Origin of the sequence: Streptacidiphilus melanogenes (assembly GCF_000787835.1) — a bacterium.
GTDB classification, from domain to species: domain Bacteria; phylum Actinomycetota; class Actinomycetes; order Streptomycetales; family Streptomycetaceae; genus Streptacidiphilus; species Streptacidiphilus melanogenes.
In genome coordinates, this window is sequence record NZ_BBPP01000005.1 from 210,886 (window position 1) to 230,317 (window position 19,432).

16 protein-coding genes and 3 tRNA genes are annotated in these 19,432 nt (G+C 71.7%); 13 read left to right on the top strand and 6 right to left on the bottom strand.

Annotation, left to right across the window (positions count from 1 at the left end; all coding sequences use genetic code 11):
* Positions 1–149 precede the first annotated feature (149 nt).
* Both TR49_RS08355 and TR49_RS44450 read left to right on the top strand, forming a co-directional pair.
* A complete protein-coding gene (locus tag TR49_RS08355) occupies positions 150–956 on the top strand; it encodes a GntR family transcriptional regulator (protein ID WP_063770044.1) in 807 nt (268 codons plus the stop codon).
* 68 nt (positions 957–1,024) lie between these two features.
* A complete protein-coding gene (locus TR49_RS44450) occupies positions 1,025–1,672 on the top strand; it encodes a putative DNA-mimic protein (protein ID WP_042378900.1) in 648 nt (215 codons plus the stop codon).
* Between the two features lie 194 nt (positions 1,673–1,866).
* Here TR49_RS44450 and TR49_RS08365 read toward each other — a convergent pair whose 3' ends face one another.
* Complete coding sequence (locus TR49_RS08365; protein ID WP_042378903.1) at positions 1,867–2,658, bottom strand: SLATT domain-containing protein; 792 nt, start codon at positions 2,656–2,658, stop codon at positions 1,867–1,869.
* 365 nt (positions 2,659–3,023) lie between these two features.
* Between TR49_RS08365 and purD the strand changes: the two genes are divergently transcribed.
* The 4 genes from purD to TR49_RS08385 all read left to right on the top strand — a co-directional run bounded on the left by purD (position 3,024) and on the right by TR49_RS08385 (position 9,239).
* Positions 3,024–4,280: a phosphoribosylamine--glycine ligase gene (purD, locus tag TR49_RS08370; RefSeq protein WP_042378905.1), complete on the top strand. Its 1,257-nt coding sequence runs from the start codon at positions 3,024–3,026 to the stop codon at positions 4,278–4,280.
* Positions 4,281–4,888: 608 nt separating this feature from the next.
* Complete coding sequence (locus TR49_RS08375) at positions 4,889–6,427, top strand: hypothetical protein (RefSeq protein ID WP_042378907.1); 1,539 nt, start codon at positions 4,889–4,891, stop codon at positions 6,425–6,427.
* A gap of 285 nt (positions 6,428–6,712) precedes the next feature.
* Positions 6,713–8,209: a N,N-dimethylformamidase beta subunit family domain-containing protein gene (locus TR49_RS08380; RefSeq protein WP_042378908.1), complete on the top strand. Its 1,497-nt coding sequence runs from the start codon at positions 6,713–6,715 to the stop codon at positions 8,207–8,209.
* A gap of 106 nt (positions 8,210–8,315) precedes the next feature.
* Complete coding sequence (locus TR49_RS08385) at positions 8,316–9,239, top strand: phosphoribosylaminoimidazolesuccinocarboxamide synthase (RefSeq protein WP_042378910.1); 924 nt, start codon at positions 8,316–8,318, stop codon at positions 9,237–9,239.
* 116 nt (positions 9,240–9,355) lie between these two features.
* Here the strand turns inward: TR49_RS08385 and TR49_RS08390 are convergent.
* From TR49_RS08390 to TR49_RS08405, 4 genes are all read right to left on the bottom strand, one after another.
* Positions 9,356–9,431 (bottom strand) — tRNA-Gly (locus TR49_RS08390).
* Positions 9,432–9,472: 41 nt separating this feature from the next.
* Positions 9,473–9,548 (bottom strand) — tRNA-Gly (locus TR49_RS08395).
* Between the two features lie 96 nt (positions 9,549–9,644).
* Positions 9,645–9,716: transfer RNA gene (locus TR49_RS08400), tRNA-Gly, on the bottom strand.
* Between the two features lie 155 nt (positions 9,717–9,871).
* Complete coding sequence (locus TR49_RS08405; protein ID WP_042378912.1) at positions 9,872–10,201, bottom strand: histone-like nucleoid-structuring protein Lsr2; 330 nt, start codon at positions 10,199–10,201, stop codon at positions 9,872–9,874.
* Between the two features lie 352 nt (positions 10,202–10,553).
* On the opposite strand from TR49_RS08405, the gene purS reads away from it, so the two are divergent.
* From purS to TR49_RS08430, 5 genes are all read left to right on the top strand, one after another.
* Entirely contained in the window at positions 10,554–10,805 is a 252-nt protein-coding gene (gene purS / locus TR49_RS08410; RefSeq protein WP_042378914.1) for a phosphoribosylformylglycinamidine synthase subunit PurS, read from the top strand.
* Positions 10,802–11,482 carry a phosphoribosylformylglycinamidine synthase subunit PurQ gene (gene purQ, locus TR49_RS08415; RefSeq protein ID WP_042378916.1) on the top strand — a complete coding sequence of 227 codons (681 nt, stop codon included), beginning with the start codon at positions 10,802–10,804 and terminating at the stop codon, positions 11,480–11,482. Before purS ends, purQ begins: the two co-directional genes overlap by 4 nt.
* Entirely contained in the window at positions 11,482–13,737 is a 2,256-nt protein-coding gene (gene purL / locus TR49_RS08420; protein ID WP_042378919.1) for a phosphoribosylformylglycinamidine synthase subunit PurL, read from the top strand. Before purQ ends, purL begins: the two co-directional genes overlap by 1 nt.
* Positions 13,738–14,326: 589 nt before the next feature.
* On the top strand, positions 14,327–14,884 hold the full coding sequence (locus TR49_RS08425) for a carboxymuconolactone decarboxylase family protein (RefSeq protein ID WP_042378921.1): 558 nt from the start codon (positions 14,327–14,329) through the stop codon (positions 14,882–14,884).
* Positions 14,860–15,786, top strand: a complete 927-nt coding sequence (locus TR49_RS08430) for an RNA polymerase sigma-70 factor (RefSeq protein WP_042378925.1) — start codon at positions 14,860–14,862, stop codon at positions 15,784–15,786. Before TR49_RS08425 ends, TR49_RS08430 begins: the two co-directional genes overlap by 25 nt.
* Positions 15,787–15,842: 56 nt before the next feature.
* On the opposite strand, the gene TR49_RS08435 is transcribed toward TR49_RS08430, so the two are convergent.
* Positions 15,843–16,772 carry a DMT family transporter gene (locus TR49_RS08435; protein ID WP_063770045.1) on the bottom strand — a complete coding sequence of 310 codons (930 nt, stop codon included), beginning with the start codon at positions 16,770–16,772 and terminating at the stop codon, positions 15,843–15,845.
* A gap of 149 nt (positions 16,773–16,921) precedes the next feature.
* Between TR49_RS08435 and TR49_RS08440 the strand changes: the two genes are divergently transcribed.
* Together TR49_RS08440 and purF are read left to right on the top strand one after the other, a co-directional pair.
* Positions 16,922–17,725, top strand: coding sequence for a sterol carrier family protein (locus TR49_RS08440; protein WP_042378926.1), 804 nt, complete (start codon positions 16,922–16,924; stop codon positions 17,723–17,725).
* Between the two features lie 90 nt (positions 17,726–17,815).
* Positions 17,816–19,393: an amidophosphoribosyltransferase gene (gene purF, locus TR49_RS08445; RefSeq protein WP_042378929.1), complete on the top strand. Its 1,578-nt coding sequence runs from the start codon at positions 17,816–17,818 to the stop codon at positions 19,391–19,393.
* Positions 19,394–19,432: the final 39 nt, after the last annotated feature.

Here is a 19,432-nt window from a genome sequence, read left to right on the forward strand (position 1 = left end):
GTCTATACCTTCAAGGCCCCGCACCCCCTCCGATCGGGGGGTGCGGGGCCTTACCATTGGGGGGATCGGACCGGCAGTATGCGGATCAAATCCTGAAATCTGGGACGGAACCCGGTCAGTCCCGACGAAACCGGAGTGGAGGATCCGCCATGCCGTTCGGCGCCGCCGCCTCCGGCCGGCACCTCACCGGGTCCCCCGTCGTCCAGCGCAGTTCGCTGCGCGAGCAGGTCGCGGGCGCGCTGCGCGACGAGTTGATGGCCGGTCGGCTGGCCGCCGGTCGTCACTTCACCGTCAAGGAGATCGCCGAGCTCTACGGCGTCTCCGCGACGCCCGTGCGCGAGGCCCTGGTGGACCTGGCCGCGCAGGGCATGCTCGTCGTCGACCCCGGCCGCGGCTTCTCCGTGCCCCGCTTCACCTGGGACGACTTCGTCGACATCGTCGAGGCCCGCTCGCTCGTCATCGACGGCATCTTCCGCCGCCTCACCGGACGCCTCTCCGCCCTCGACGCCGAGGCCGTCGCCTCCCTGCGGCGCCGCGCCGACGCCGCCGTCCGCGCCGCCCGCGCGGGCCGGCTCGACGTGCTGGTCGGCTGCGACCGCCGCTTCTGGGCCGAGCTCGGTGCGTTCGCCGGCAACCGCCGCATCGGCGACTATCTGGACTGGCTCCGGGTCCAGTACTGGATCTTCGCGGCCGGCTACCTGCGCGGTCGCGACGACGCGGCGAGCTTCTGCTGGGCCCGGCACCTGGAACTGGTCGACCTGATCGAGGCCCGCGACCAGCCCGGCGTGCACGCGATGCTCCTCGCCTACAACCAGGAGTCCCTGGAACAGATGTCCGCGCTCTGCGGGCGTGCTCTGCCCGAGGGGCAGACGACCGCCGGGCCCCCGGCCCGGCAGCAGCCGGGCCAGGTCCCGCCCCCGCGGGAAGCCGACCCGCGGCCTGCGGCGACGCAGTAGGGTGGATCACCCGGAACACCATTGCGCACCCGCGCGACACGCCGCGCACCACTGGTCTGGAGAGTGTCTTGGCTTGTGACATCTGGCTCGTCCCCTTGGTCGACCTGCTGGTGCTCAGCCCGGACAACCCCTTCGCCGAGGACCTGGCGATCTACAACGCCTCGCTGCACGCCTCGGGCCTGCCGCAGCTCCCGGTCTTCCCGTACATGCCCGGCCTGAGCGGCGACGTCGAGCCGGTCGCGGCCTTCGACTACGACTCGCTGCACTTCCTGCGCCGTGCCTACCTGCTCCAGCTGACCGGCCTGGACGTCACCCCCGTCGACGAACTGGGCGGCGACTACGAGCAGCTGCTGGAGATGTTCGAGGCCACGGCGGAGCAGAGCCACCTGGTGTGGCACTTCGACCATGCCGGCGCGTACGTCCCGCTGGACTTCGAGACTCCCGTCGTCGACGACGCCCTGCTGGCGACCGGCGGCCCGCTGGGCTCGGTGCAGCGGCTCCTCAAGGAGCTGGAGGCAGTCGCCCCGCACATCGGCATCGACTACCAGCTGCCCCCGGTCCCGGTCCGCCCGGTCGCCCCGACCACGTTGGAGGGCCCGGCCTACCCGCCTCCGGGCCAGGACGGCCCGTACGCCCGCGAGCGCCACGCCTGGGTCGGCCTCTACGCGGCCGCGACGCGGGCCCTGGCCCAGGGCTCGATGATCGTCTTCGCCTGAGACCGCTTTCCCTGCGCCCGCCCCTAGGACATCCTTCACGGACATCCTCCGCAGAAACCTCCGCGGACATCCTCTGCGGACATCCGCGCCCAGCAGCCCGGCGAAGGCCCCAAAAGGTCACCCCCGAAGCCGACTTGGCGGCTGGCGGGGGTGTGGGTGGCTGTACGGCCGACCAGGCGGATCGTGCCGCGCGCTCAGCGCAGCGGGGACTCCGGCGGCCGCTGCCGCGGCATGGTCGGGCGACTGCCGACCGAGGGGAGCACGCGGACCTGCGCGCCGGTGCCCTCGGCCCGGCCGCCCCACGCGCCCGCGGCCTGGGTCGGGAGTTGGGTCATCGAGGCGCGGAACGCGAGCATCCACTCCGAGGTCTCGGTGCGGACCATGTCGGAGATGTCCTCGCAGAAGCGGCGCAGGACGCCGAGGCACCGCTCGGCCGCCTCGCTCGCCGTGCCCTCCGTCGGGCCGAGCACCTCGCGCACGCACTCCGAGGCCCAGTCGAACTGGAACGCCTCGAGCCTGCGCTGCAGCGCCTGGGCGGTCGAGACGTCCCGCATCCAGCCGCTGGTGAGGCCGAAGACGCGGTCGGCCAGCAGGCAGCACCCGGAGAGCAGCAGCAGCACGTAGCCCCAGTCCTGCCCGGCTTTCCAGATGCCGGTCAGGGCGACCAGCGGCAGTACCGCTCCGCCCATGCCGAGCAGGGTGGCGAGCACACGCAGCAGCCTCGCTCCACGGCGCTTCCAGCGGCGGTCGCGGTGGTACCAGTCGATGGCCTCGACCGCGCGCTCCTCGGACCAGCGGTAGAGCTCCTCCAGCCGCTCGGCCGGCTCGCCCCAGTCGCCCAGCGGGAACTGCCGCACACTCAGATCGCGCCCCGGGCGCGGCTCGCGGGGCGCGGGCACGGCCGGAGCGGCCGTGGCTGATGTGTCCTCAGCCCCGGGCTCCTTGCCCCAGGGTGTCTCCTCGGGCTGCATCTCCGGCTGGCTCACCGTGGAACTCCCTGTCCTTCGGCCGGTCCTTCGGCCCTGCTGGCTTCCAAGAGCTACTTCTTACCGCCAAATGGCTGACCGTGGTGGCGGTTCGAGCCGGATTGTTGTGCGAAACGGTGAGGGTTTCGCAAGTGGGCGGCCGTTTCCGGCCCTCCGCCGCCGATTCAAATCTCACTCCTACGGGTGGGTGCTTCCGGGGAGCCGATCTGACCTGTGGTCGAATTGTTGCCAAATATGGCATTCGCCGTTACTGATCCGTTTCGGGCGTCTGGCCCTCGGCCGCGGCCTGTCCGGTGGTCCGCCCTGCGGTCCGGCCTGTGGTCCGCGCAAGCCCTCCCCGGGGGCAGGCACTAGGCTCTAGAACCGTGAAGGTCCTTGTCATCGGCGGCGGCGCCCGCGAACACGCCCTGTGCCGAGCGCTCTCGCTCGATCCCGAAGTCACCTCTCTGCACTGCGCGCCCGGCAACGCCGGCATCGCGTCGGTCGCCCAGGTCCACCCCGTCGACCAGCTCGACGGCCGAGCCGTGGCCGACCTGGCCGTCGAACTCGGCGCCGAGTTCGTCGTCGTCGGCCCGGAGGCCCCCCTCGTCGCCGGCGTCGCGGACGCCGTGCGCGAGCGCGGCATCCCCGTCTTCGGCCCGGGCGCGGAGGCAGCCCAGCTGGAGGGCAGCAAGGCGTTCGCCAAGGACGTCATGGCCGCAGCCGGCGTCCCCACCGCGCGCTCCTACGTCTGCACCACCCCCGAGGAGGTCGCCGAGGCGCTGGACGCCTTCGGCGCGCCCTACGTCGTCAAGGACGACGGCCTCGCCGCCGGCAAGGGCGTCGTCGTGACGGACGACCTCCAGGCCGCCGTCGACCACGCCGCCGCCTGCGACCGCGTGGTCATCGAGGAGTACCTCGACGGTCCCGAGGTCTCCCTCTTCGCGGTCACCGACGGTACGACGGTCGTGCCGCTTTCACCTGCGCAGGACTTCAAGCGCGTCGGCGACGACGACGCCGGCCCGAACACCGGCGGCATGGGCGCCTACTCGCCGCTGCCCTGGGCCGACCCGAAGCTGGTCGAGGAGGTCCTCGACACCGTCCTGCAGCCCACCGTCGACGAGCTGCGGCGCCGTGGCACGCCCTTCTCGGGCCTGCTCTACGCCGGTCTGGCGATCACGTCGCGCGGCGTGCGGGTGATCGAGTTCAACGCGCGGTTCGGCGACCCGGAGACGCAGGTCGTCCTCGCCCGCCTGCGGACCCCTCTCTGCGGCCTGCTGCACGCGGCGGCCACGGGCCACCTGGCGGACTTCCCCGAGCTGCGCTGGCGCGACGGTGCGGCGGTCACCGTCGTCGTCGCCTCCGAGGGCTACCCGGCCGCGCCCGTCTCCGGCGACCCGATCCTCGGCCTCGCCGAGGCGGAGGCCGAGGACGGCACGGCCTACGTCCTCCACGCGGGCACCCGACTCGCGGACGACGGCGAGACCGTGCTCAGCGCCGGCGGCCGCGTCCTCTCCGTCACGGCCACCGGCTCGGACCTCACCCAGGCCCGGGACCGCGCCTATGCGGCCGTCGACAAGATCACCCTCCGCGGCAGCCACCACCGCGGCGACATCGCCCTGAAGGCGGCCCAGGCGGAGTAGGGCGCACACAGCACCGCCCGAGGGGCGCGGGAGCCGCGCGACGAGCCACCACCGGTGGCGACTCGCACGGACCCGCGCCCCTCAGCGTTATGGGTCCTGCGCTCTGGGCCCTTGGGTCTGAGCTCTCCGGTCTGAGCTCTTCGCTCCGGGCTCTTCGCACTCGGCTCCGCGGTATGGGCTCTGCGTGATGGCCGGGGTCACCTCGACCTCTCACCATTCGGCCATGGCAGCCGTTCGCCCGTGCGGAGGGGCGCACCCCGCACGGCTCAATCGTCACGACCCAAGCAGATTCGCTGCCCTCGCGCAGCGTTTGCCGTACCCGCACATTCCTTCGGGTGATGGCGGGGGCATCCACCTGACGTATCCCGGCCTCCGGTCGTATCGTGCCCAGGACCGGCGCACTCGTCCCAGGAGTGCGCAGGCGCTGCGCGGGTGCGGCCACCTGCCAAGGGGGAAGCTGCGGTCCACGGGGAATCACCGATCCGAGTGGTTCCGGACCTCGGCAGGAACACCGGACGGGGCTCGTGCGTCGGACCGGACAGGGGCTGAACAAGTGCGGAAGTTCGACAGCGGTCGGATTCGGTAGGCGACAGGGGGTGAACCGATCCATGCGAGGAGACTCGGAGGTCGACACGGTCGCGGACGCCGCCGGCGCCCGCGCCGCGGCGATCCTGCGGCTGCGCGGGTTCGCGCTCGCCGTGGCCGCCCTGCCGGCGGCCGTCGCGGCCGTGCTGTGGGCGGGCCGGTTCACGGGTCGCCTGGGCGCGTCCGGGGCGCCGGACGCCGGGGTCTGGGACGCGGCCCGCTGGGCCGTCACCGGCGTGGCCCTGCTGACGCTCGCCTGGGCCGCCGCCTTCGCCGTCGCGCTGCGCCGCGCCCGGCCGCACCGGACGCCCAACGTCCCGCTCGCCGAGCGGGACGCCCCGGAGCTCTACCGGCTGGTGCGGGACCTCGCGGGGCGGATGGAGGCGCCGTCGCCCGGCGCCATCGCGCTCACGCCGGACTGCGACAGCTGGCTCGAGGACGAGAGCACGCCCGCCGGGCGCGAGCCCGCGCCGCCGACGCTGGTGGTCGGCTCCCCGTTCCTGTGGTGGATGCGCGTCGCCGAGCTGCGCGCCCTGCTCGCGCCCGTCGTGGCCGGCGCGGCCTGCGCGATGGATCCGGAGATCTCCGCGGCCCGGCGTTTCACGCACGGCCTCGACGCGGTCATCGCCGCGCACCCGGGGCGGCGTGGTGCCTGGGCCTCCATACCCGCGGCGTCGCTGCTGCGCCGCTCGCGCGGCCACGCGGCGGAGATGGAGCGCGCCGTCGCGGCCTGGGCGTCCGAGCGCGCACGGCAGGTCGACTACGGGCAGCGGATCGTGGCACAGGAGCAGGTCGGCCTCGCCTACGCGGGGTGGGACCGGCTGCTGACCAGGGTCGCCCTGCCCGCCTGGCGGCTCGGCCGGACGCCGACGAGGCTCAATGCGGGCGTGGTCTCCGCGCTCACCGAGCTCTCCCGGCGCGACCGGCTCGCGGCCGAGGGCTTCGAGACGCGCCTCGGCGAGCGCCCGGCCTGCGATCTGCTGGAGGAGCCCGGCCGGATCGACGAGGCCGCCTCGCGGCTGGCCGCCCGTCTCTTCTACGCCGGCCCGCCGGCCGCGCCCCCGTCGGCCGGCGGTGAGACGGCGCTGGACTGGGCCGCCTACCCGGACGAGGTCGTGGTGGGCCAGTGGCGTCACCAGTCCTCCGCGCTGCTCGCCGTGCTGCGGCTCCCCCCGGAGACCGCCCCGCTGGCCGCCCTGGGGGCAGCGCTGCGGACGCTGCGCGAGCCCGGCGCACGGCTCGGCGCCGAGACGCTCGCAGCCCGGCTGGAGGCACAGGCCCAGGCGCAACGCGGAGCCCTCGCCGTGCGCACCGGCAGAGACGCGCTCGGCGACGGCCTGTACGCGCTGGTCTGCCGCGCGGCCGTCGCATCGGGCCGAGCCGAGCCAGGGCTGGACTGGCTGGACGGGCCGGTGCTGCTGGTGGACGGGGTCCGCTGCACGGATCTCGGGGCGCCCATCGCGCTCGCGGTCGAGCACGGCGACGAACAGCCGCTGCGCGCCTGGCTGGAGGAGTTCGGCATCCCGGTGGACCGGTTCGACCGGCCGGCCCGGCTGCGGTGAGGGGCCGGTGGCCGGGGTGGGGGATCCCGGTGGCGGCTGCGGTGACGGAGCAGCGGTTGCCACGGCGGGCAGCGAACGATCATGACGGAGCGTCAACGACCGAACCGACCCCTGCTGCGATGACGTGCCAGTGCCTACGATGGTGATGCACGTCCGGTGAGATTCCGGACGCGCACCGTGACGGAGCGCGGGACGGCAGTTCGGTCGCAGGCCGAGCCGGTCGGTACCGTGACGACTCGTCAGCAGGCAGGTCCGGCAGGCAGTCCCAGGAGGGGGTCGGGGGCATTGGGTGCAGAGCAGACCCGCCGTTGGGAGTCCGGCGCGCTCGCACACGGGGTGACCGACCCGTTCGGCCTCGGCCCGCTGCCGTGGCTGCGGGGCACCGACCAGTACTTCGACGACACCGGCCTGATGGTGCCCTGGTACGTCGACCCGGCGCTGCTGCCGGGCGCCCGGCGGGCACCGGAACAGGACCCCCGGCCCGCTCTCGGGCGGCCGCGCACCTCCGAGGACGTGGGCGGTCAGATCAAGGGATTCGCGGCCGGGGCCACCGACCTCGGCGGCTCGCTGGACCTGAGGGTCAGCGTGAACCCGCCGCAGGAGTTCACCGTCGACGTCTACCGCATCGGCCACTACGGCGGGGCCGGCGCCCGGCACGTCGCCGCGAGTCCGCGTGTCTCCGGGCTGGTCCAGCAGGCCCCGCTGGTCGCCGGCCGGACGGTCTCCTGCCACCACTGGTGGATGTCCTGGCGGCTGCAGATCCCCGTGCACTGGACGCCCGGCGCGCACGTCGCCGTGCTGACCACGGCCGACCACCGGTACCGCAGCCACATCCCGTTCACCGTCCGCGCCGGGCGGGCGGCCGACCTGCTGCTGCTCCTGCCGGACGTGACCTGGCAGGCCTACAACCTCTACCCCGAGGACGGCCGCACCGGCGCCAGCCTCTACCACGCCTGGAACGAGAAGGGCGAGCTGCTCGGCGAGGAGGCGGCGGCCACCACCGTCTCCTTCGACCGCCCCTACGCGGGCGCGGGTCTGCCCCTGCACATCGGCCACGCCTACGACTTCATCCGCTGGGCCGAGCGCTACGGCTACGACATCGCCTACGCCAACGCCACCGACCTGCACGCGGGCCGGATCGACCCGACCCGCTACCGGGGCATCGTCTTCCCCGGCCACGACGAGTACTGGTCCGTGCCGATGCGCAGGGCCGTCGAGCGAGCCCGCGACGGCGGCACCTCGCTCGTGTTCCTCTCCGCCAACACCATGTACTGGCAGGTCCAGCTCTATCCCGGCCCCGACGGCCAGCCCGACCGGCTGCTCAGCTGCACCAAGCGCCAGGCCGACACCCCGGCGAGCGTGCTGTGGCGCGAGCTGGGCGAGCCGGAGCAGCAGCTCCTGGGCATCCAGTATTCGGGCCGGGTGCCGGAGCCGGTGCCGATGATCGTCCACAACACCGACCACTGGCTGTGGGAGGGCACCGGCCTGCGTGACGGCGACCCGGTGCCTGGCCTGGTGGCGGGGGAGTCGGACCGCTACTTCCCCCGGGTCCCGCTGCCGGAGTCGACGGAGCGGGTCCTGCTCGCGCACTCGCCCTACCGGGATGCGAAAGGCGCGCCGCGACATCAGGAGACGTCGCTCTACCGTGCGCCCAGCGGCGCCCACGTTTTCGCCAGCGGCACCTTCGCCTGGTCCCCGGCGCTGGACCGCCCGGGACATACCGACGAGCGCATTCAACGAGCCACGGCCAACCTGCTGGATCGTATCTGCAAGGTGCACTGAATCCGTCCGGACGGCCTCATGAAAGACTCGGTGTGGTCACCACTCTCCCCCAGCTTCGGCCGGGGGCCCCCAAGACGGCCACGTCGCGAAGTCCGAGGGAACCACCTTGAGCGGATTTGTCGAGAAGCCCCAGCCGGTGCAGGTGCCCGGCCTGATCCACCTGCACACAGGAAAGGTGCGCGACCTTTATCGGGACGAGGCGGGCCTGCTGGTGATGGTCGCCAGTGACCGCACCTCCGCTTTCGACTGGGTGCTGCCGACGGACATCCCCGACAAGGGCAAGATCCTCACCCAGCTCTCGCTCTGGTGGTTCGAGCGTCTGGCCGACCTGGTGCCCAACCATGTCGTCTCCACCGAGGTCCCGGCCGGCGCCCCTGCCGACTGGGAGGGGCGCACACTCATCTGCCGCAACCTGCGCATGCTGCCCGTCGAGTGCGTCGCCCGCGGCTACCTGACCGGTTCCGGCCTGCTGGAGTACGACGAGCAGCGCACGGTCTGCGGCATCACCCTCCCCGAGGGCCTGGTCGACGGCTCGGAGCTGCCCGCCCCGATCTTCACACCGGCCCTGAAGGCCGAGGTCGGCGAGCACGACGAGAACGTCCCCTACGAGGAGGTCGCCCGCCGCGTCGGCGCGGAGACCGCCGCCCAGCTGCGGCAGACCACGCTGGCCGTCTACGGCCGTGCTCGGGACATCGCCCGGGAGCGGGGGATCATCCTGGCGGACACGAAGTTCGAGTTCGGCCTCGACGAGGACGGCGAGAGCGCCGAGGCAGGGCCGACGCTGGTCATCGGCGACGAGGTGCTGACGCCGGACTCCTCCCGCTTCTGGCCCGCGGACGAGTGGGAGCCGGGCCGGACCCAGCCCTCCTTCGACAAGCAGATCATCCGCAACTGGCTGAAGTCCCCGGAGTCCGGCTGGGACCCGGCCGGCGAGACGCCGCCCCCCGCGTTGCCCGCGGAGATCGTGGAGCGGGTCCAGGCCCGCTACGTCGAGGCCTACGAGCGTCTGACCGGGCTGGCCTGGTCCTAGTCGTACGGGCTGAGGGGCGCAGCGCTTCCCGCGCCCCTCAGCCCGTACGTCAGCCCGTCGTCGTGCCGGGAAACCGGAAAACGATGAAGGGCGCCTCCGAAGAGGCGCCCTTCACGTGGAGCGGACGACGAGATTCGAACTCGCGACCCTCACCTTGGCAAGGTGATGCTCTACCAACTGAGCCACGTCCGCACGATATGAACGGCAACACCGCCAGAGGGGTGCTCCCGAATTGGAGCGGACGACGAGATTCGAACTCGCGACCCTCACCTTGGCAAGGTGATGCTCTACCAACTGAGCCACGTCCGCATGTGCCCCGGGACCCTTGGGCCTCGGTGTGCAGTCCACTCTACCTCATCGCCAGGAGTGCTTTCGCCACCCTTTTGGTGAGACCGAGCGGACAAGAGCAGGTGACAGGGATCGCACGCTGTGCCTTCCCTCTGGAAGAGGGACGCTCTACTACTGAGCTACACCTGCGAGAGCCGCCCCGCTGACCTGGCCTTTCGGCTCGTGCCTGCGGTGCGTTCCGCTGAGAAGAACATTAGCCCATCTCGCGGGCCGTGATCACCACGGCGGGGCGGTATGTCCGCATTGCCCCGAAAAGTCATAGACGAGGACGCGGAGAGATTGCGTCAGCTCGCCTGGGCGAAGGCCTCGTAGACGTGCTTGGGCAGGCGTCCGCGGGCCGGCAGGTCGATTCCGCGCGACTGGGCCCAGGCGCGGACCGTCGCGGGGTCGGGTGCGATCTCGGTCCGGCGCGGGTGGGCCTTCAGGGCCGCGGCGGCGCGGGCCTGCTTCCGGCCCGCCTGCACATACGGAGCGAGGGCGGAGCGGAGTTTTTCCGCGTTCTGGGCCGACAGGTCGATCTCGTACGACTTTCCGTCGAGACCGAACTGAACCGTTTCCTCGGCGACGCCTCCGTCCAGATCGTCGGAGAGCGTGACCACAACGCGCTGAGCCATGGAAGCCAATCCTCTCGGGCTTTGCCGTGCGACCGCAGGTGCTGGCCGCGACCGGCGTTGCCATTCTGCCCTCCGGGGGCCCCGGAATCGAAGAGGCAGGTTTTTCGGTCTCTATTTCCGTGTCGTTTCGGTACCGCGCCGATACCGGTGCGAAACCTCAGAATCGTGCATTTTCGGCAGGCGTGTCGCCGCACTTCGGCGGCCGCGGGGCGACAGGCCGGCGGTGGGGTCTTTGTGTGAACCTCCGCACGATCCGCAGATCTACGCGCGTCACGCTGGATGAGTCTCCAAGATCGCATTTTCGTCCCGGTAGGCTGGGAAGTCCCCGCACCACTTATCACCGGGAGTACCCGTGGCACGCGTCGTGGTCGACGTCATGCTCAAGCCCGAGATCCTCGACCCGCAGGGCCAGGCGGTGCAGCGCGCACTGCCGCGGCTGGGCTTCGAGGGGATCGCCGACGTCCGTCAGGGCAAGCGCTTCGAGCTGGAGGTGGAGGGTCCGGTCGACGCGGCCGCGCTCGCCCGCATCCACCAGGCAGCCGAGACCTTCCTCGCCAACACCGTCATCGAGGACTTCACGGTCCACGTCGAGGAGGGCCAGTGACCGCCCGCGTCGGCGTCGTCACCTTCCCCGGCAGTCTCGACGACCGTGACGCACTGCGCGCGGTGAAGCTGGCCGGCGCCGAGCCGGTCGCGCTGTGGCACCGCGACAAGGACCTGCACCAGGTCGACGCCGTGGTCCTGCCCGGCGGCTTCTCCTACGGCGACTACCTGCGTGCCGGTGCCATCTCCCGCTTCTCGCCGGTGATGGAGACGATCATCGAGCAGGCCAGGGGCGGCATGCCGGTCCTGGGCATCTGCAACGGCTTCCAGGTGCTGACCGAGTCGCACCTGCTGCCCGGCGCCATGCTGCGCAACAACCACCTGCACTTCGTCTGCAAGGACCAGAAGCTGCGGGTGGAGAACAACGGGACGGCCTGGACCAGCGACTACGCGCCGGGCCAGGAGATCATGATCCCGCTGAAGAACATGGACGGCCGCTTCACCGCCGACCGCCGCACCATCGACGAGCTCGAGGCCGAGGGCCGGGTCGTCTTCCGCTACCTGGACGGCAACCCGAACGGCTCGATCGACGACATCGCCGGCATCACCAACGCCGCCGGCAACGTCGTCGGCCTGATGCCGCACCCGGAGCACGCGGTCGACCCGATCGTCGGCACCGGCGGCACGGACGGCACCGGCTTCTTCACCTCGATCCTCAAGCGGCTGGTGAATGCGTAATGACGCTCGACACGGTTAAGAACGCTGAGCAGACGCCCGACGTCGAGCTGCCCTGGGCCGCGCTGGGCCTCAAGGAGGACGAGTACCTCCGGATCCGGGAGATCCTGGGCCGTCGTCCCACCGGCGCCGAGCTGGCCATGTACTCGGTGATGTGGTCCGAGCACTGCTCCTACAAGTCGAGCAAGGTGCACCTGCGCCAGTTCGGCGAGAAGGCCCCGCAGTCCGACGCCATGCTCGTCGGCATCGGCGAGAACGCCGGCGTCGTCGACGTGGGCCAGGGCTACGCGGTCACCTTCAAGATCGAGTCGCACAACCACCCGTCGTACGTCGAGCCCTACCAGGGCGCGGCCACCGGCGTCGGCGGCATCGTCCGCGACATCATCTCCATGGGCGCCCGCCCGGTCGCCGTGATGGACCCGCTGCGCTTCGGCGCGCCGGACCACCCGGACACCAAGCGCGTGCTGCCCGGCGTCGTCGCCGGCATCGGCGGCTACGGCAACTGCCTGGGCCTGCCCAACATCGGCGGCGAGGTCGTCTTCGACTCCTGCTACCAGGGCAACCCGCTGGTCAACGCGCTGGCCGTGGGCGTCATGAAGCACGAGGACATCCACCTGGCCAAGGCGTCCGGCGCCGGGAACAAGGTCGTCCTCTACGGCGCCCGCACCGGCGGCGACGGCATCGGCGGCGCGTCGATCCTCGCCTCGGAGACCTTCGAGGGCGGCACGCCCACCAAGCGCCCCGCAGTCCAGGTCGGCGACCCGTTCCAGGAGAAGCTGCTGATCGAGTGCACCCTGGAGGCCTTCCGGGCGCAGCTCGTCGTCGGCATCCAGGACCTCGGCGCGGCCGGTCTGTCCTGCGCGACCAGCGAGCTCGCGTCCAACGGCTCCGGTGGCATGCGCTGTGACCTGGACGACGTCCCACTGCGCGACAACACGCTCACTCCTGAGGAGATCCTCATGAGCGAGTCGCAGGAGCGCATGTGCGCGGTCGTCGAGCCCGAGAAGGTCGACGCCTTCCTCGCCATCTGCGAGAAGTGGGACGTCACCGCGACCGTCATCGGTGAGGTCACCGACGGCGACCGCCTGGAGATCTTCTGGCACGGCGAGAAGATCGTCGACGTCGACCCGCGCACCGTCGCCCACGACGGCCCGGTCTACGAGCGCCCGTACCACCGCCCGAGCTGGCAGGACGCCCTGCAGGCCGACGCCCCGACCGCCGAGCGCCTCGCGCGTCCGGCGAGCGGCGACGAGCTGCGCGCGGCCGTGCTGCAGCTGGTCGGCTCGGTCAACCAGGCCGACAAGAGCTGGATCACCAGCCAGTACGACCGCTTCGTGCTCGGCAACACCGTGCTGGCCATGCCGGAGGACTCCGGCATGATCCGCGTCGACGAGTCCACCAACCTGGGCGTCGCGATCGCCACGGACGGCAACGGCCGCTACACCAAGCTCGACCCGTACACCGGATCGCAGCTGGCACTGGCCGAGGCCTACCGCAACGTCGCCGCCACCGGCGCCAAGCCGCTGGCCGTCTCCGACTGCCTCAACTTCGGCTCCCCGGAGGACCCGGAGGTCATGTGGCAGTTCGCCGAGGCCACCCGTGGCCTGGCGGACGGCTGCCTGGAGCTCGGCACCCCGGTCACCGGCGGCAACGTCTCGCTCTACAACCAGACGGGCACCGAGGCGATCCACCCGACGCCGGTCGTGGCCGTGCTCGGCGTGATCGACGACGTCACCCGCCGCACCCCGATGGCGTTCGCGGAGGAGGGCCAGCTGGTCTACCTCCTCGGCACCACCGAGGACGAGCTCGGCGGTTCGGCGTGGGCGCAGGTGGCCCACGACCACCTCGGCGGCCTGCCGCCGAAGCTGGACCTCGACCGCGAGAAGCTGCTCGCCGAGATCCTGATCGCCGCCTCGCGCGACGGCATGATCGACGCGGCGCACGACCTCTCCGACGGCGGCCTGATCCAGGCGCTGGTGGAGAGTGCGCTCAAGGGTGAGCAGGGCATCCGCCTGATCGTCCCGGACGGTCTGGACGCCTTCGTGTTCCTCTTCTCCGAGTCGACCGGCCGCGCGATCGTCTCCGTGCCGCGCAGCGAGGAGCTCCGCTTCACCGAGATGTGCGGCGTCCGGGGCCTCCCGGCCACCCGCATCGGCGTCGTCGACGGCGACGTCATCGAGCTCCAGGGCCAGTTCACCCTCCCGCTCGCCGAGCTCCGCGAGGCGAACACGGGCGTGATCGAGGCGCTGCTCGCGTAAGTCCTTTCGCGTACGCCCAGGGCCCGGTGACGTTCCGTCACCGGGCCCTGGGCGTATTGCGCCAAGAGGTGACCTCGGGTCACCCGGAGCGGTTGAGCGGCAGGTGGCGCACCACGTTTTCGTCGACGAGGTCGAGCACCGGGGTTACGGGGTGGCGGCGGCCTACGTGCCGACCGGACAGTTGATCCCCGCGTGCAGGGCGATGAGCCGCCGTCTGCTGCCGGGGCAGCGTCGTTTTGGTCGCGGGGGCGACGCGGATGGTGCTCGAACTGGATGAGGTGGCCGAGGATCGGGACCGTCGCCTGCTCTTCTCGTCCGCCTGCTCTTCTCGTCGAGGTTCGCCAGGTTTGACCCTGGACAGTGGGAAACCCGGCGGGCCGACCGTCCGGATGGCTGCTGGGTTCACTTCGCGGCGCTATTGCCCCGCCCCCGTCGCTATTGCCCCGCCCCCGTGACGAGTGCCGAAGCGACGGCTGCCGCCAACTCATGGTTCGCGGGGTGCTGCACAGCGCGATGTCACGTTCTCGGCCGCCCGCCTGTCTCCTCTCTGGAAGCCCGAATACCGGCTCGCAGGAAGGCGGAAACGACCATGGCCCGCATCTCGCTCACCCCGCCCCGGACGATCGTCTACCGGATCGCGGAGTGGTACTCCAAGCGCATGTACGGCGACGTGCTCGACCCCGGGAAGGTGTACGGGCACAACACCAAGGTGCTGCTCGCCTACGCAGGGTTCGAGCGCAAGGTCGCCAGGTGGAAGGCGCTCGACCCGCAACTCAAGGAGCTGGCCGTGATGGCGGCGGCGGCGCGGATCGGGTGTTCGTGGTGCATGGACTTCGGTTACTGGGAGGCGCACAGGCTGGGCATCCCGCAGGAGAAGCTGCGGGCTGTGCCGATGTGGCGGGAACAGCCGGAGCTGTTCGCGCCCCTGGAGCTGTCCGTGCTGGAGTATGCCGAGGCGATGACCGAGACGGAGCCCACCGTCACCGATGAGATGGCACAGAAGCTGATCAAGCTGCTGGGCGAGAAGGCCTTCGTCGAGCTGACCGCGATCGTGGCCGTGGAGAACCTCCGATCCCGCGTCAACTCCGCTGTCGGGCTCGTGGGGCAGGGATTCAAGGACCGATGCGCGGTACCGTCGAAAGCGTGACCGACAGCGCTGTCCTTACGACCTTCGAGGAGCACCGTCCCACGCTCTTCGGCATCGCCTACCGCATGCTCAGCAGCGTGGCCGATGCCGAGGACATCGTGCAGGACGCGTGGCTGAAGTGGAGCGCCGTCGATGTCGGGAAGATCTCCCAGCCGCGCGCCTACCTGGCGCGGACCGTCACCAACCTCTCCCTCAACCGCCTTCGGTCCGCGGCCGTGCAGCGTGAGTCCTACGTCGGCCCGTGGCTGCCGGAGCCCCTGGTGACCGCGCCGGATGCCGCCGGCGGCGTCGAGCAGGAGGAGACCGTCTCGCTGGCCATGCTCGTCGTGCTGGAGACGCTCTCGCCGTTGGAGCGGGCCGTGTTCCTGCTCAAGGAGGTCTTCGGGTTCTCCTACGCCGAGATCGGCGAGATGACGGACCGCTCCGAGGCGGCGGTCCGCCAGGTCGGCAGCCGCGCCCGTTCCCACGTGCAGGCGCGGCGCCCCCGTTACGACGCCCCGGCGGAGACGCGGAGGCAGGCGACGGAGGAGTTCCTCGCCGCCTGCCTCGGCGGCGACCTGAACCGGATGATGGAGCTGCTCGCCCCCGACGTCACGGTCTGGTCCGACGGCGGCGGCAAGATCCGCGCCGCGCTGCGCCCCCTGCACGGCGCGGACAAGGTCTCCCGCTGGATCCTGGGCATTCTCGAGCGCTACATGCCGCAGGACCTCGGTGCGCACCCGGTGGACGTCAACGGCAGGTTCGGCCTGTTGCTCACCACGGCGGGAGTCCCCGACGACGTGATCACCGTCGAGCTGGACGAGGCGGGGCTGATCACGGAGGTGCGTCTGGTCCGCAACCCGGACAAGCTCCGGCACGTCACCGTGCCGGACGAGGGCCGGCCGGGCGGCCGAGAAGGGTGAGACGCGGCGCAGGGTGAACTCCGGCGCCGCGTGAGACCCCGTGCAGGTCGGAGGGTTCAGCGCCGGGTGAAGCGGGCCACCGCCACGCCGCCGAGGCACAGCACGCCTCCGCCGACCGCCATCCAGGTCGGCGTCTCGCCGAGCATCAGCCAGCCGAGGAGGATCGAGATCGGCGGCACCAGGTAGGTCGTCACGCCCAGCTTGCCCGCCTTGGTGCGGGCGAGCGCGTAGGCCCAGGTGGTGAACGCGATCGCGGTCGGCACCGCGCCGAGGTAGACCGCCCAGGCGATCGCCGAGGCGGGTGCCTTGGGCATCTCGTGCGCCAGCTGCGGCGCGAACGGCAGGCACGCGATCATGCCGACGGCGCAGGCGAGGAACGTCATCTGCAGCGCGGAGACCCGGCTCAGCACCGGCTTCTGGATGATCGTCGCGGTGGCGTAGGCGACGGCCGAGGCGAAGCAGAGCAGCGCCCCGAGGAAGTCGGCTCCGCCGTGGTGCGAGGACCCGAAGCCGATGACGAGAACGCCGCTGAACGAGACCAGCATGCCGAGCAGCAGCGACCTGGGCAGGCCCTCCTTGAGCACCAGCCCGGCGATGACCGCGATCAGGATCGGGCTCACGTTCACCAGCATCGACGCGGTCCCCGCGTCCACCCGCTGCTCGGCGGCGTTCAGCATCACGTTGTACGCGCCGAACCACAGCACGCCGACGATCACGATGCGCGGCAGATCGCGCCGCGCGGGCCAGGCCTCGCGCCGGACCAGCACCATCGCGCCGAGCAGCACCGTCCCGACGGCGAGCCGCAGCAGGGCCAGCGGCCCGGCGGAGAGGTCGTGACCCGCCGACCGGATCCCGACGAAGGCGGAGGCCCACAGCACGACGGTCACGCCCGCCGCGACGGCGGCGAGACGCGCGGACCTGGGGGAGGCGGGGGAGGCGACGGCGGATTCGGCGACGGTCGGTGCGGCGGTGCTTTCGGTGGTCACGCCTCAAGGGTTCCGGCGAGGGGAGGGGTGCGGCAAGCGGTAAACCGCCATGACACTACTGACATCCCGCCAACCTCACCCTGCGCCCACCCGCGTCCGGGCCTGCGGTTCCCGTCCCCGTGTCGGTGCGGGTCACTAGAGTGCCGGGCATGCCGCCAGTCTCGCGTTCCCGTGCCCGCACCTACGACCGGCTCAAGTCCCGCGCCGCGCTGCGCGCGGAGGCAGGGGCGATCGGGGCCGTCGTCGCGGGGCTGGACGACGCTTCGCTGGACCTGCCGACCCGGCTCGGGGGATGGCGGGTGCGGGAGCTGGTCGTGCACCTGGCCGGCGCGCTGGACGCGCTGCCGCGGTTCCTGGCCGCGCCCGACGACGGGGGGCCCACGTCCACGATCGGGGACTGGGCCGCCGGCACCCGTGCGGGGGCCGCGGCGATCGAGGAGGACGCCTTCGAGCGGGCCGCCGCCGCGGGCGACCCACGGGAGGTGTTCGCAGGGGCCGTCGACGCCGCGCTGGCCGTCGTGGACGCCGACCATGCGCCGGAACGGCGGATCGTCCACCGCCGCGGCGCCATGCTGCTGGACGACTACCTGGTCACCCGCCTGGTCGAGACGGTGGTCCACGCCGACGACCTCGCCGACGCGCTCGCGCTGGACGCCTTCCCGCACGACCGGCACGCCCTCGCGACCACCTGCCGGGTCCTCGCCGACGCCCTCGCGACCAAGGCCCCCGGCGGGGCCGTGGAGCTCCGGGTCCCGCCCTTCGCGGTCGTGCAGTGCGTCGAGGGCCCCCGGCACACCCGGGGCACGCCGCCCAATGTCGTCGAGACCATGCCGCTGCCCTGGATCCGGCTCGCGACCGGGCGTCTGACCTGGGCGGACGCGCTGGACGTGGCGGAACTCACGGCCAGTGGTGAGCGCAGTGATCTGTCATCGCTACTGCCCGTGATGACCTGAGGTCGGTCTACGCGCGTCCGGGGCGGCTCCGGGTCCACGGCGACCATCGCTCGTCGGCCCGGCGTGTCGACCTGCCCTAGACTCGATGTCGTGCCACGCGGTGACGGACGACTCAGCCATGACCTCCTCCCCGGCGAGAAGGGCCCGCAGGACGCCTGCGGAGTCTTCGGAGTCTGGGCCCCCGGTGAAGAGGTAGCCAAGCTCTCTTATTTCGCCCTTTACGCTCTGCAGCACCGCGGACAGGAGTCCGCGGGCATCGCGGTGAGCAACGGCTCCCAGATCCTGGTCTACAAGGACATGGGCCTGGTCTCCCAGGTGTTCGACGAGACCTCGCTGAACTCCCTCCAGGGCCACATCGCGGTCGGCCACTGCCGCTACTCCACGACCGGCTCCTCGGTGTGGGAGAACGCCCAGCCGACCTTCCGCGCGACCGCCCACGGCAGTCTCGCGCTCGGCCACAACGGCAACCTGGTCAACACCGCCGAGCTGGCCAAGCTGGTCTCCGAGCTGCCCGGCGAGGAGCACGTCTCCCGCTCCGGCCGCCCGGTCGTCACCAACGACACCGACCTGCTGACCGCCCTGATCGCGGGCCAGCCGGACCTCTCCGTCGAGGAGACCGCGCGCGCGGTCCTGCCGAAGGTCAAGGGCGCCTTCTCGCTGGTCTTCATGGACGAGCAGACCCTCTACGCAGCCCGCGACCCGCAGGGCATCCGTCCGCTGGTCCTCGGCCGCCTGGAGCGCGGCTGGGTCGTGGCGTCGGAGACCGCCGCCCTCGACATCGTCGGCGCCTCCTTCATCCGCGAGGTCGAGCCGGGCGAGCTCATCGCCGTCGACGAGAACGGCCTGCGCACCTCCCGCTTCGCCGAGGCCGCGCCCAAGGGCTGCGTCTTCGAGTACGTCTACCTGGCCCGGCCGGACACCACCATCGCCGGCCGCAACGTGCACCTCTCCCGTGTGGAGATGGGCCGCACGCTCGCCAAGGAGTCCCCGGTCGAGGCCGACCTGGTGATAGCGACGCCGGAGTCCGGCACCCCGGCCGCGATCGGCTACGCCGAGGCCAGCGGCATCCCGTTCGGCTCCGGCCTGGTCAAGAACGCCTACGTGGGCCGGACCTTCATCCAGCCCAACCAGACCATCCGCCAGCTCGGCATCCGGCTCAAGCTGAACCCGCTGAAGGACGTCATCCGGGGCAAGCGCCTCGTCGTCGTGGACGACTCGATCGTGCGCGGCAACACCCAGCGCGCCCTGGTCCGCATGCTGCGCGAGGCGGGCGCGGCCGAGGTCCACATCCGGATCTCCTCGCCGCCGGTCAAGTGGCCCTGCTTCTACGGCATCGACTTCGCCACCCGCGCGGAGCTGATCGCCAACGGCCTGTCCGTCGACGAGATCGCCGCCTCGCTGGGCGCGGACTCGCTGGCCTACATCTCCATCGACGGCATGATCGCCGCCACCGACCAGCCCAAGGACCGGCTCTGCCGGGCCTGCTTCGACGGGGAGTACCCCGTCGAGCTGCCCGACCCCGAGCTGCTGGGCAAGCACCTGCTGGAGGCGGAGATCTCCGCCGCGAAGCAGCCCCCGGCCACCCGTGGCGGCAACCGCTCGGACGTCGACGGCGTGCAGACGCTGCTCGGCGGCCCCGGCGCGGCGGACGCCCTGCGGCGTCCGTGAGCCCTGCGAGTTTTCCCGTAACAAGCTCTGACCCGAAAG

What these genes read in the sequence shown, in the direction of transcription:
- purL (WP_042378919.1), top strand. Translation starts at nt 11,482, where the DNA reads ATGACGCTCGACACGGTTAAGAACGCTGAGCAGACGCCCGACGTCGAG.
- TR49_RS08430 (WP_042378925.1), top strand. Translation starts at nt 14,860, where the DNA reads ATGCGCGGTACCGTCGAAAGCGTGACCGACAGCGCTGTCCTTACGACC.
- TR49_RS08405 (WP_042378912.1), bottom strand. Translation starts at nt 10,201, where the DNA reads ATGGCTCAGCGCGTTGTGGTCACGCTCTCCGACGATCTGGACGGAGGC.
- TR49_RS08375 (WP_042378907.1), top strand. Translation starts at nt 4,889, where the DNA reads ATGCGAGGAGACTCGGAGGTCGACACGGTCGCGGACGCCGCCGGCGCC.
- TR49_RS08355 (WP_063770044.1), top strand. Translation starts at nt 150, where the DNA reads ATGCCGTTCGGCGCCGCCGCCTCCGGCCGGCACCTCACCGGGTCCCCC.
- TR49_RS08440 (WP_042378926.1), top strand. Translation starts at nt 16,922, where the DNA reads ATGCCGCCAGTCTCGCGTTCCCGTGCCCGCACCTACGACCGGCTCAAG.
- TR49_RS08425 (WP_042378921.1), top strand. Translation starts at nt 14,327, where the DNA reads ATGGCCCGCATCTCGCTCACCCCGCCCCGGACGATCGTCTACCGGATC.